Origin of the sequence: Corynebacterium axilliensis (genome assembly GCF_046097495.1) — a bacterium.
GTDB lineage: Bacteria > Actinomycetota > Actinomycetes > Mycobacteriales > Mycobacteriaceae > Corynebacterium.
Window position 1 is genome coordinate 1,683,844 of record NZ_CP175768.1, and the last position, 12,489, is coordinate 1,696,332.

General features: G+C 65.6%; 10 protein-coding genes and 1 pseudogene. 1 reads left to right on the forward strand and 10 read right to left on the reverse strand.

Annotated features, from left to right (window positions below):
* Nucleotides 1-23: 23 nt before the first annotated feature.
* The 7 genes and pseudogenes from ACKFR8_RS08070 to ACKFR8_RS08100 all read right to left on the reverse strand — a co-directional run bounded on the left by ACKFR8_RS08070 (nt 24) and on the right by ACKFR8_RS08100 (nt 7,579).
* Nucleotides 24-1,073 (reverse strand): alpha/beta hydrolase, encoded by a 1,050-nt coding sequence (locus tag ACKFR8_RS08070; protein ID WP_408929717.1) that lies wholly within the window; start codon nt 1,071-1,073, stop codon nt 24-26.
* Nucleotides 1,074-1,207: 134 nt separating this feature from the next.
* Nucleotides 1,208-2,986: a hypothetical protein gene (locus ACKFR8_RS08075; protein WP_408929718.1), complete on the reverse strand. Its 1,779-nt coding sequence runs from the start codon at nt 2,984-2,986 to the stop codon at nt 1,208-1,210.
* 36 nt (nt 2,987-3,022) lie between these two features.
* Nucleotides 3,023-4,024 (reverse strand): decaprenyl-phosphate phosphoribosyltransferase, encoded by a 1,002-nt coding sequence (locus ACKFR8_RS08080; protein WP_408929719.1) that lies wholly within the window; start codon nt 4,022-4,024, stop codon nt 3,023-3,025.
* Entirely contained in the window at nt 4,021-4,548 is a 528-nt protein-coding gene (locus tag ACKFR8_RS08085) for a phosphatase PAP2 family protein (RefSeq protein WP_296134401.1), read from the reverse strand. Before ACKFR8_RS08085 ends, ACKFR8_RS08080 begins: the two co-directional genes overlap by 4 nt.
* Complete coding sequence (locus ACKFR8_RS08090; protein ID WP_408929720.1) at nt 4,538-6,499, reverse strand: glycosyltransferase; 1,962 nt, start codon at nt 6,497-6,499, stop codon at nt 4,538-4,540. Before ACKFR8_RS08090 ends, ACKFR8_RS08085 begins: the two co-directional genes overlap by 11 nt.
* 94 nt (nt 6,500-6,593) lie before the next feature.
* Nucleotides 6,594-6,750, reverse strand: a pseudogene (locus tag ACKFR8_RS08095) (protein tyrosine phosphatase); the annotation flags it as partial.
* A 211-nt stretch (nt 6,751-6,961) separates the two neighbouring features.
* Entirely contained in the window at nt 6,962-7,579 is a 618-nt protein-coding gene (locus ACKFR8_RS08100) for a hypothetical protein (RefSeq protein ID WP_306507699.1), read from the reverse strand.
* 403 nt (nt 7,580-7,982) lie between these two features.
* Here ACKFR8_RS08100 and ACKFR8_RS08105 point away from each other — a divergent pair, with 403 nt between their 5' ends.
* Entirely contained in the window at nt 7,983-8,258 is a 276-nt protein-coding gene (locus tag ACKFR8_RS08105) for a hypothetical protein (RefSeq protein WP_408929721.1), read from the forward strand.
* A gap of 17 nt (nt 8,259-8,275) precedes the next feature.
* Here the strand turns inward: ACKFR8_RS08105 and ACKFR8_RS08110 are convergent, their stop codons facing one another.
* The 3 genes from ACKFR8_RS08110 to ACKFR8_RS08120 are packed head-to-tail and all read right to left on the reverse strand — an operon-like array spanning nt 8,276 to nt 12,464.
* The gene (locus tag ACKFR8_RS08110; protein WP_408929722.1) at nt 8,276-10,009 is read right to left on the reverse strand and encodes an ABC transporter ATP-binding protein; all 1,734 of its coding nucleotides are present in this window, start codon (nt 10,007-10,009) and stop codon (nt 8,276-8,278) included.
* The gene (locus ACKFR8_RS08115) at nt 10,006-11,784 is read right to left on the reverse strand and encodes an ABC transporter ATP-binding protein (RefSeq protein ID WP_239180850.1); all 1,779 of its coding nucleotides are present in this window, start codon (nt 11,782-11,784) and stop codon (nt 10,006-10,008) included. Before ACKFR8_RS08115 ends, ACKFR8_RS08110 begins: the two co-directional genes overlap by 4 nt.
* Nucleotides 11,781-12,464, reverse strand: a complete 684-nt coding sequence (locus tag ACKFR8_RS08120) for a class I SAM-dependent methyltransferase (RefSeq protein WP_408929723.1) — start codon at nt 12,462-12,464, stop codon at nt 11,781-11,783. The genes ACKFR8_RS08115 and ACKFR8_RS08120 overlap by 4 nt, the downstream gene beginning before the upstream one ends.
* Nucleotides 12,465-12,489 lie beyond the last annotated feature (25 nt).

Sequence of the window (12,489 nt, forward strand, 5' to 3'; positions counted from 1 at the left end):
GTGCTCTGCAGGCGCAGAAGCTTTTACCAGGCGTTCATCACGTTAAGAACCTGCGGCTTGGTCATCTCCAGCTGGTAGCCAAACTGCTCCCAGTTGTGCAGACCCTGCGGCGGGTAGCTGGTCTGCAGGCGCACTCCCGACGCACGGGCGCGCATCTCCCAGATGCGGGTGGAGGCGTTGGAGAAGAACTCCAGCGCCGAGCCGGCGGCGATGTGCTCCGGCTTGTAGCGTGCGTTATCGATCGGGCCCGGCACGCCCGACGCCGCGGAGACGAACACGTCGGTGCCGTTGGCGGCCAGCTCGGGGATCAGGTTGAACGGGTCGTTGCTAAAGCGCTTCGGGCTGATCAGGGAACCGTACATGGCGTTGATGTTGAAGCCGCCAGCGTCGAGAAGCGCGAGGCGCATGAAGGTCTGCGCGCCCGGCAGCGTGGTGGTGAGGAAGCCGGAGTAGGACATCACCTGACGGAACTGCTCCGGGTGCTTGCCGGCCAGGGTGATGGCCGCGGTGCCGCCCATGGACAGGCCCGCGAGGGAGTTGTTGTTGCGGGCCACACCGAAGTTGGACTCCAGGTAGGCCGGCAGCTCCTGGGTTAAGAACGTCTCCCACTTGTAGTTGACCGGCTCCACCAGGTCATAGGTGGCCGGGGCGTTCCAGTCGGCGTAGAAGGACGCCGCGCCGCCCACCGGCATCACCAGGGTAATGTTGTGGTCCACGTAGGTGTTCGCCGCGTTGACGTCGTTGACCCAGGCGTTCGTGATGTCGGTGGCACGCAGGCCATCCAGCAGGTAGAGGCCGGCGTTGCCGCCGTTCTTGGCCGGCTGGATCTGCACCGGGATGTTGCGGCCCATGGCCGGGGACCAGACATCACACCGCTGGACCCAGTAGCCCACGCGGTCCCACTCGCAGGCGCCGGTGGAATCCCCACGCAGCCAGTCGCGGTGAGCCGCGGAGGCCTCCTGGGTTCCGGCGGTAACGGCGAGGCCCATCGCCACGGCGATGGCAACGAGGACGGTCACGACGCGCCCGCGGAACGCGGAGCTAGCTGCGCCTGCTGTGCTTACTGCGCTCATTTTTCTCCTTAACGTATGTACTGACACTTCCATATCGCCAACACGCCAGCGATTGTTACAGTTCAATAACTAGAATCCTGGTTAGCGTATCCCATCGGCGCGCGTTTTGTCTCCTCCGCGGGGACAAGGCCCCCCTACCCCACGTAGTGCGCGGGGTCCGAATCGAAGGTCAGGGTGCGGCCCTTCGTCAGGGAGAACTTCAGGTTATCCACAAACCTTTCCCAGGTCAGTGGGGCGCTGTAGGAATCGCGCAGTTCCTTAAAGTCTTCGGTCTGCAGCGCCTCGCGCGCCTTGCGGACCTGCTCCTTGTCGAACCACGGGGGCAGATATTCCACATCCGAGCCGGTTTGGGCCGCCTGCCATTCCAAGCCCAGGGACTTGTCGTGGCCGATGCGCCCGTTCTCCTCGCGCGGCATGCGCGCCGACAGCGGCGTGGCTAGGCCGACGCTGTCGTAAACCCGGACGTCGAGAGGCGCGTTCATCGAGGTCATGCCCAAGTTGATGAGGTAGAGCGTGGGCGGCTCCGTGCTGCCCTCCGCGCGCGGCACGGTGAGCCAGTTGAGGATGTCGCGCTCTTGATCCTCGACGTAGATGGTGGCGAAGGCGTCGCCGGCGGAGAGCTTCTGCGCGGCGTCGGTGTAGCCGTGCATAAACTTCATGTTGAGGTAATCGTGCGCGGAACGCGGCGGGTGGCCGGGCTCGCGGCGGGTGGCGTAGGTCCAGAAGTCACGCTCGTCCACGATGTTGAGCGGCTGCTCGTAGGCAGTCCAGTCCGTCGGGTGCCCGCGCAGGATGATGACCAGCGCCCACACCGCGCAGGCGGCCGCAGCCAGCCACGTGACCAGTCCCTTAAGCGGCAGAACGAACACCGGCAGCAGCGCGGCGAAGAGCGGCAGGAGCAACATGCGGCCGTGCATGAAGTCACCGCCCACGCGCAGCACGTAGACGGTGTGCACCGCGGCGGCACCGAGCATCAAGTACGTCACGGCCGCCGGCGTGCGCAGCCCGGCCGGGCGCAGGTGCTCCCGGAACGCCCATACCCCGGCGCCGAGGAGGACCAGCACGGGGAGGTACAGGGCGTAGGGTCCCACGAAATCGGCGAGGTAGTTAAAGCCGCTACCCCACGCGCTTGACGACGCCGACTTGGCCACCGCCGTGTGCGGCGTCACCAGGCCGTAGTAGCCCATCCGGAAAATCTGGTACGCCAGCGGGATGGGCAGCGCCACCGCCAGGATTCCCAGCCAGGCCTTCCAGGAGCGGTGCGCCGCCAGCAAGAGCAGCCCGGCCAGTCCGCCGTAGAGGGCGAATTCCGGGCGCACCAGCCAGGACAGGCCGGCCCACAGCGCCAACCAGTAGGTGATCTGACCGCTGGTGCCCTCGGCCCAGCGCTGCAGCAACACCCACAGCACGGCCAGGTAGAAGATGGCTAGGCCCCACTCCAGGCCGGAAGTGAAGAAGTCCCGCGCCGGCGGCAGTGCCAGGTAGACCAGCGCGCCGGCCGGCGCCACCAGCGGCATGGTAGTCGCGGCGTGGCGCGAGGTGTACTCCTCCGCGTCCGCCTGGGAGCTGCGGAAGAGCGAGCGTGCGGTGCCCCAGGCGCCCAGCATCATCGCCGCAATAGACAGCAGCAAGCCCAGGTTGACCGCGATGGCCTCCAGCGGGGCGTTCGTTACCCAGCTGACGAGCAGGATGAGGTACTGCCACAGCGTGGAGGTGTTGGCTTCCACGCGCTCGCCCACGTTGAAGACCGGACCGTTGCCGGCTTCGAGGTTGCGCACGGTGCGCAGGACGATGAGCCCGTCGTCAGAGATCCAGCGGCGGACGAACCCGCCCCAAAACGAGAAAACCCCGATCACGAGGACCGAAGCGAGCGCGCTGAACGCTGCCAAAGTACGAGAATCGGGTTTTCGCATGGGGAGTGAGTTTAGCACTGCGGGTGCGATTGTTTATTATCCAGCAATCATCGGCATGACGTAGACCGCCATGGCGATGCAGGCCAGCCACAGCAGAGCCAGGATCTGCAGGACGCGATCCTCCAGCGCAATCTCATCCGGGGCGCCGCCGTTGCCGCGGTCGACGTCCGCGGCGTAGCGCAGGATGGCGATGGTGAACGGAACCATAGAGACCTGATACCACACGCTGGCCGGGCCTTCGGAGTCGCTGGAGAGCTGGAAGCCCCACAGGGAGTAGGACATGACCACTGCGGTGGCGGCCAGCGTCCACACGAAGCGCAGGTAGGTCGGCGTGTAGCCCTCGAGGGACTTGCGGATCTTCGCGCCCGTGCGCTCCGCCAAGAGAATCTCGGAGTAGCGCTTACCAGAGGCCATGAACAGCGAGCCAAAGGCAGCAACCAGCAGGAACCACTGGGACAGCTCGATTCCTGCTGCCACACCACCGGCCATGGTGCGCAGCATGAAGCCGGAGGACACCAGGGCGATATCGATCACCGGCATGTGCTTCCAGCCAAAGCAGTAGCCCAGCTGCAGGCCGATGTAGATGGCCATGACCACCGCCAGATGCGGGCCCGCGGTAGCCAGGAAGGACAGGCCGATCGAGCCGAGGATGAGCACCGCAGCCATGGCGTAGGCCAGGCCCACCGGCAGCACGCCCGCCGCAATAGGGCGGAAGCGCTTGGTCGGGTGCGCGCGGTCCGCCTCCACGTCGCGGGCGTCGTTGATGAGGTAGATCGACGACGCGCCCATGCAGAAGACGATGAAGGCCAGCAGGACGTCGAGCAGCACGCGCGAGTGGAACAGGGACTCCGCGCCGGCGGCCGCGGGGGCAGCCAAGACCAGGACGTTCTTGACCCACTGCTTCGGGCGCAATGCCTTGACCATGCCGTCGGCCAGGTTCTTCGGCGGCTTGCGCTTGCGTCCGGTATCGATGCCGGAGGTGTGCGGCTCGGAGTGGAAGACTTTCTGCTCGCCGTCGTCAGTGCGTGAAGTGCTCATCGGGTCTTCCTTTCATAACGGTGGAATGCCTCGGCGGTGGCCGCACCCAGCAGGGCGCCGAGTGCCGTGTCGGACGGGTAGTGCACGCCGAGCACCATACGCGAGGCCATCATCACCGGCACGCCCAGCAGCGGCGCCGGCGTGCCCAACACGTGAGCGGCCCCGACGAGGAACGCGCTTGTCGACGTCGCGTGGGAGGACGGAAACGACAGCTTAGACGGCGTTTTCACGCCGACCTTCACGTAGTCGTAGTCCGGGCGCTGGCGACGCACAATGCGCTTGATCACAACGCTGGCCGCGTGGGCGCTGAATGCGCCCACACCGACATAAGCCCACTGGCGGCGGGCGGCGGGCTTCGCGTAGTTCACGCCTGCTCCTAGCGCGGACAGTGCCATCCAGCCCAGGGCGTGCTCGCCGATGTGGCTAAGGCCCCGGGCGGTGGGCAGGACGCCGGGGGCGTCGAAAGCCACGTCCTGTATCTTTTCCAGAACGTGGGATTCGGCGACGGAAAGCTTACTGGGCATCGAAGACCTTTCGCCAGGACTCGCGGGAGGTCAGCTCCGGCAGGGCCGCGCGGTACTCGGCGCGCAGGTCGTCGAAGTTGTCCTCGATCTCGTTGAGCAGTTCGCGGGTGGAGGTGACTAGTTCCTTGGCCAGCTCGCGGTCGCGCTTGCGGAAGGCCACGCCGGTGCCGCCCGCGGTGGAGACGGTGGCGGAATCCACGCGGGAGAGCGTGAACCAGCGGGCCTCCTCCGGGGTGAGGTTGAGCTGCGGGGCCTCGTGGTGGGCGCGGTTCTCCTTGCTCACCAGGTGCTTGGCGGACTTGATGAGCCACGGGATCTTCTTGATCTTGCCCAGGCGGCCGCCGATGTTGCGCGTCGGAACGCCCGGCGCGCCAGTGGCCGGGGGCAGCTGGTCGGCGGACTCGATGATGACCGCGTCGGAGTAGCCCTTGCGGATCTCCGCGATGCGCGGCAGGGAGGACTCCAGGATGTCGAAGAGCTGATCCGGGCCGGCCAGGAAGTCCTTCATGGCTTCTAGCTGGATGGCCATGGTGGAGTACTCCATGCACATGGTGTGCTTGAGCGTGGACTTGAAGATGGACTTGGTAATCCCGCGCGCATCGCCCTCGTGGTAAAGCGCGGCGACGATGAGGCGGTTGCGCAGGTGGAAGTAGGCCTGCCAGTCGATGGCATCGTCCTTATCCGCCCACGCCATGTGCCAGATGGCCGCACCCGGCCACGTCACCGTGGGGAAGCCGTGGGCGGCGGCGCGCAGGGAGTACTCCGTGTCGTCCCACTTGATAAACAGCGGCAGCGGCTGTCCGTTGGTCTCCGCCACGACACGCGGGAAGAGGCACATCCACCAGCCGTTGTATTCCACATCCACGCGGCGGTGCAGCGCGCGGGAGTCGTACTTCTTCGGGTCCAGGTGGGATTCGCGGGTGCCGATGGCGCGCAGCGGGTACTTGGCAAAGTCGTGGTCGTAGACCGCATGCTCGGCCGCGCCCCACATGAAGTCGGCGCGGTTGACGCGCTCGCCGGTGGTGCGCAGCTGGGAGCGTTCCTGCAGGTTGAGCATCTCGCCGCCCACGATGAAGGGCTTGGCGGCGTAGCGCGCTACCTGCACCGCGCGCAGGATGGAGTCCGGCTCGATGGCGATGTCATCGTCCATGTAGAGGATGTAGGGCGAGTCGGTATTCTCCAGCGCTTCAAACATGATGCGGGAGTAGCCGCCGGAGCCGCCCAGGTTGCCCTGGCGGAACTCGCGGAAGCGCTCGCCAAAGTGGGCCACAGCCTCGTCGTAGCCCGGCTCATCCGCCGGATGCTGGTTGCCTTGGTCCGGCATGAGGACGTAGTCGATGATGCCGTCCACCACCGGGTCTTCCGCCAGCGCCTGCAGCGCCGCGACGGCATCCGTCGGCCGGTTGAAGGTCGGGATACCCACGGCCACGCGCTTGTCCTGCGCCGGGTACTCGCTGCCGTCCGGGAGGATCTGCGGCTGCGGGGCGTGGGGGGCGGCCCAGGAGGCGTCGGCAAGCACGGTGTCCTCCACCGCCGCGACGTCGAACCACAGCAGGCCGCCGTCCTCGAAATTCTTCAGGGGCAGCTCAAACTCGTGGTGGCCGGTGGTCACCACGTGGTTGGCCACCGCAATGCGCTGGCCGTCCTGCTTGGAGCGGTAGAGGGAAATATTGGCCTCGCCCTCGACGTCCATGACCAGCACGATGGACTTCAGCTGGGACCAGCGGCGCCAGTAGGCGGCCGGGAAGGCGTTGAAGTAGGTCTCGAAGGAGGCTTCCTCACCAGCCGGGATGGTCACGGAGGTGCGCCCGCTCCAGCTTAGGCGCTCGCGGTTGCGCTCCGACTCGATCAGGTAGAGCATCTGGACGTCGCTCGGCTCGCCGCGCTTGGGCAGCAGGATGCGCTGGACGGGTTCTAGTGCTTCGCGCGCAGCAGAATTGTTGGCAGTCACGATATCTTCGGTTCTCCACACGGTTTTCGACAGTATTCAGAAACCCAGAATAGTGGTTTGTCGGGACAGCACTGAGATCCCACGCGGCGGAAAGCTAAGCCGTGACGGCGGCATGCTCCTCGATGGGCTCGATGCCCAGGCGGTTGAGCATGTAAAGCACGCGGGCGCCGAGGTCTCTCAGCCAGCTCGCGGGTCTCCTCTACGGTTTCTACCGTAGCGATATCCCAAATCTTGATGTCCTTGCCGACTTCGTGCGGCGCCAAAAGGAAATCGACCTCGATGGTTACGAACTCATGGCCGCAATTGTCAGAGGCTCAAGAGAGTGTCGAATCGGAGGGAGATTGAGAAAGTAGAGAACAATACTGACTAATTTTTCGCTAACTGACAACTATTAACTCTGTACAATAAGAAGGATACTCCTCATAGCAACACATGATCAGAGTGTCTTTCTTCCTATTTCAGTCAGCTCAAAGAGTCGACTTTAGCGAACCTCTTCCCAACTGCTCCCCAAGTGAGATAAACGCCGGTACAAACAAGAAATGCTGCAAAAAGAACGCCAGCAAGGGAAAACGAAACCTTCAGAGAAATCCCCGCCATCACATGCCCCAATGAGGAACCAAGGATAGCCAGATGCAATGTAGAACTCAGCACAGCGAAAACTACCGACAAGGCCATTGACAAAGTCAAGTAGCAAAAAGGCAAGCCGATGAACCGTGCGACATTGATCATCGGAGTTGCAACACCAATTCGCGCGAGCCGCTCAGTGGTGACTTTAATCTGGTCCACCCCCGCGAAAAAAGAAAAAACAGATAGCAATCCAACGAATAGCAAGGGAAGACCAAAGATGATAAGAAAATCCCAGTCTTGAATGCCCTGGCCAAACTGCTCTAATACCAGCACCTCTGTCTGGGAAACCGACAACACAATAGCGGGAATGCCAAGCACGTAGCACAACGGGAGAACTATCGCCTTTGTCGCTGAATGAAGCTCGGCCGAAAGAGCACCAACTATTGAAACACCCGCAGCAATCTTCGAAAAAGACGCCAATAACCTTTCAAGAGAGACAACTACAAAAAGCACTGTTCGACTGCCCACCCGCGGAGTTGACAACCTATATAGGAACACCCCCGACGAGGTGACGAGAATCCCCTCGTCGCTGTCGGACGGCGGTTTCCCGACCGGTGGCCCGGCCGCCGGCAAACCTCACCCGCGGCCGCCCGAGCCCTGTCCATGGCCAAGCCCGGTCTGGTGCCCCCGGCGCCAACGACTTCCGGTGCCGCCCCGGGACGGTGAATTGCCCGTCATCCTCATTCCCGGGACCGGGTCGTCGAACAGCTCATCGGTACCGGTGCCTCGAACCACGGGCCCCGGGTGCACAGCGCAGCCGATCGCTTTGACGTCCACCCCGAGATGCGCCACGGATACTCCCGAAACGCCGGCAAAACGAACGCGCTTGCCTGGGAACAGCAGAATCTCCGGTTCCATGCTGCTGAATGAGCTGACCATCGGCGACATCACTCGACCGGGCGTGCGGTACACCTTCCTGGGCACGCGGCACGACAATGCCGTGCTCCCCCACCAAAACTCCTTCGTGCGGGAACCCGGCGTCACCAACATCACCGCCCAAGACGTGTGCCCCGCCCACCGCACCGAGCACTACGGCTTCAATTACGCCCCTGTCGCCCAGGGCATCGTCGAGGACCCGCTGACCGGGACGGCGTGGCGGGACCACTGCACCGGTACCGGACCGGAGCGATAGTCCTCGACGGACGAGGATCAGGCGCCCGGGGAGCCTCCCGTCCGGCACGTCCACGACTCGGCGTAGCGGCCGCCCTTCGCCAGCAATTCATCGTGCGTGCCCCGTTCTGCGACCGTCCCGTCCTCCGAAAGCACGACGATGAGGTCGGCATCGCGGACGGTGTGCAGGCGATGGGCGACGACGATCACGGTGTGATCGCCGCGCAACGCTTCCATCGTGCCGACAATCGCCCGCTCAGTGGCCGCATCCAGCGAGGACGTCGGCTCGTCGAAAAGCACCACCGGGGAATCCTTCAGAAGCGCCCGGGCGATGGCGACGCGCTGCCGCTCGCCTCCCGACAGCAGCGTCCCCTCCTCCCCCACCGGGTTATCCCACCCGGAAGGCAGCAGCTCCACGATGCGGTCCACCCCGGAACGCCGGGCGGCCTCGCGCAAGCGGTCCCCGTCACCGGGCCTGGAACCGAATCCGGGGTCGGCGAAGACCACGTTGTCCCGCACGGACGCGTCGAAAAGGAATGTCTCCTGGAACACCGGGGTCACCAGCGAGTTCACACCGTCGGTGCCGATCCGAGGCAAGGGCACCCCGCCAATGAGGATCTCCCCCGAGTCCGGATCATGAAACCGCGACAGCAGCCGCATGACCGTCGTCTTGCCCGCCCCCGACGGTCCCACTACGGCAACCAGTGCTCCCTGAGGTGCACGGAAGCTGACGCCGTCGAGAACCTTCTTATCCCCGTACCCGAAGCTCACGTCGCGGAACTCCACGTCATGCCCGTCGGGCAGCTCCGGTGCGGCAGGTTCGGGAAGGACGGGGATTGCCCGCAGGTCACGCAACGCAGCCAACGTGTTGCGGCCCGCACCGAACCCGCCGGACAACGCTCCCGCCGTGGTGATCGGTCCGGTGAACTGGACGAGCACGATGAGCATCGGCGCCAAATGCGTCGGCGCCATCCCACCCGTCGCGGCGACTGCCACGGCGACGATCACCGCCGCTGTGAACACCGCATGGACGACCGAACCCAACCGTCCGATGGCCGCCCCCTGCGTCGACGTCGCCTTCGCGAACGCATCGTGTTGGGCCCGGATCGCCTCATCCACCATCGCATCCGCCGCCGAACCGTCGCCCGCGGCGCGAATCGCCTGCTGGCCGCGGGTGAACTCGATCAGCCTGCCGGAGACGGCAGCGACGGCATCAGCATGCGCTTCGTCCGACTCCCCGCCGACTCGGCCAATGGCCCGGTAGGCGAAGAAGAGCACCGGCGCCGACGCGACGAGAACCAACCCGACGCGCCAATCCACCGCCAGAATTCCGAGAGCGATGACGGTCGGCGCAACCACAGCAGCGATGACGGGCCGCAGGATCACGTGCGGCACGGACGCCGCGAACGCTATGCCCGAAGACGCCATCTCCGAAAAGCGGCCGGCCGTGGACTTGGTGACGTACCCGAGTGGCAACGTCAGCACGCGTTCGCCCAGGGAACGCAGCAGGGACGACAGCACCGCTGCGGAATTCGCCCTGCCGACCGTCCCCGCGGCGAGGGACAGCACCGCATGGGCGGCCGCGAGGCCGGCGATGACGCCGGTGAAACGCCACGCCGTCGCATCATCTCCCACGGCCAGAGCCGACAGCAGCGGCAGCAGCGCGACGAACGCCGCTCCCTGTGCCAGCGCGGCAAGCGCGGCCAACGCAATGAGCCACGCCAGCGTCATCTTCGAGCGCCGATCCGTCATCGACCACAAGTCCCGGATCATCGGTTCCCTGCCTTTTCATCGTCTGCTTCAGTGCCCCGCGGGGCGGATGGTTCGTCGTCGAGCGCGAACGCGCGCCACAGATCCCGGTAGCGGCCACCGCGCGCAAGCAACTCGTCGTGGGTGCCCGCCTCCGCGACCGCTCCCCCATCGAGAACGAGGATGCGGTCGGCGTTGCGGATCGTGCTCAATCTGTGCGCAATCACGATCACCGTCCGCGAACGAGCCAAACGCTCGATTGCGGACTGAATGAGGGCCTCGGAAGCCGGATCCGCGTAAGCGGTTGCCTCGTCGAAGATGAGCACCGGCGCGTCCGTGACAATCGACCTCGCGATGGCCACGCGCTGCGCCTCACCACCGGAAAAGGTCACGTCGACGTTGACCACCGAATCCAGGCCCTTCGGCAGCGCCGCGATGACCGTATCGAGGTTCGCGAGCTTCGCGGCCGCCATGATTTCGCCGTCGGTGGCGTCTCTCCTGGCCAGCCGGATGTTCTCCCGCAAGGGCAGGGTGAGCAACTGCGGATCCTGGAACACCACCGACACCGAACGGTGCACGTCGCGCACGGCGATGTCGCGAAGATCGTCGCCGCCCAGCAGCACCGAGCCTTCGACAGGGTCGTGGAAACGCGCCAACAGCCGGGCGACGGTGGACTTTCCGGAACCGGAGGACCCCACCAGCGCCGTGAGGGTCCCCGGTTCGAACGTCGCGGACATCCCGTCGAGGACCCGCGGCCCATCCCCGTAGGAGAAGACCAGGTTCCGAACCTCGAGCGCGCCTCCGTGCACGGGCACCGGCTCGGCGGACTCGGTGATCGGCGGCGTGCCCAGCACCTCCGCGATGGACTTCAGGGCGGTGATCCCCGCGATGATGGGTTCGGAGTTCATAGCCACCCTCACGATCGCCGCGGAGAGTCCAAGGCCGAGAACCAGCCCGGCGACGAGCCCCTCCGGTTTGCCGCCCGCGGTGTCCCTCAAAGCGAGGCCGGCGCCGCACACCACTGCGAGGACCGTGATCGGGGACGTCACCACGTCGATGAGCCCGAGATAGATGTTCGACTGCCGGGACCAGGCGGACCACGCGCGGACGAACGACGACGCCGCGGCATCGTAGCGGCCCGCGCCCTGGCTGGCGCGTCCGAAGGACTTCATCACCGGGATGCCGCGCACCAACTCGATGACCGCAGCCGTCACTTTTTCAGAGGCTCGTTCGTAGTCGCGCTGAAGACCGGCTCCGCGCGAAATCATCACGCCCATCAGGGCGAAGGTGACCAGCACCGGGACGACCGCCACCGCCGCGATCCGCCAATCGACCGCGACGAGCGCAATGAGGGAAAGCAGGGGAACCAGCACCGCCACCACGGTCTCGCCGACGGTGTGGCCCATGAGCTGGTGGACGGCCGCGACGTCCTTCTCAACCGACCCGATGATCCCCGACGAGCGCCGGGCGTCCAGCCAACCCAGCGGCAGCTTCCGGATATGGGCAACCAACCGGCGCCGGAGGTAGAGCTGCAGGTCGTTATCCGCCCGGTGCGAGAGCATGCCGGCGGCGCCGTCCGCAGCCATTCGCACCGTCGCGGCGACGACGATGACAACCACGGCCAACCACGTCCGATGCACCGGGGCCTCCGGGTACGTCATCGCGATGTCGATGATGCCGACCAGCGAAGCGACGGTAGCCACCGACGACAGGACGGACAACGCGACCACCGCACGCATCCGGGTCCGGATCGGGGCGAGCAGCGACCACGGGCCGACGGTCCCGTCCACGGCGCTCACTTCCCCGCCTCCCCGATCGCGCTTTTCTTCGCGAGAGTGCAGAAATACACCATGCCGGCGCGTGAGGCTCCGTCCAGCTTCAGCCCGTTGGCTTCGGCGAGGTCCTCGAGCTCGCTGCCCCGGAACACCCGGTGGCCCATCTTCGCCATGACGGCCATGTCGACCCGCTCGTTCACGTCGGGATCCTCGACGAACGTCTGCACGTAAGCGATGCCGCCGTCGGCGAGCAGCCCGGAGACCCTGCCGAGCGCGGCTCCCGCATCCTTCATTTGGTGGAGCGCGCCAATCACCCAGCTTTCACAGGCCCCGCCGGGCTCTCCCGCGAGCGGCGTGAGGATGTCGGCAACGTGGAATTCCGTCCGGGCCCCGAGCCCGTCGGCGGCGGCGCGTTCGCGGGCGATGCGGATCGCATTGGGCGACAGGTCGTAGCCGACGATGTTCGCCCTGCGATAGCGAGACTCAGCGGCGAGCGTGCGGGCGAGCCACCCGGTTCCACAACCGAGGTCGAGGACCCGGGCCGGCGCATCCGGCCCGGGATCCAGCGCACGGAGCTTCCGGTACACGGCGGCGGCGTCCATCGGTTCGCGCGCATAGCGGCTTAGGAACCTCGGCTGGACCTTGTCCTCGTAGGCCGCGAGGAGCCTGCGGTTGTTCTGGACGATCTGGGCGATCGACTTCATCTGGTTCTGTCTCCGGGTGTGTGGG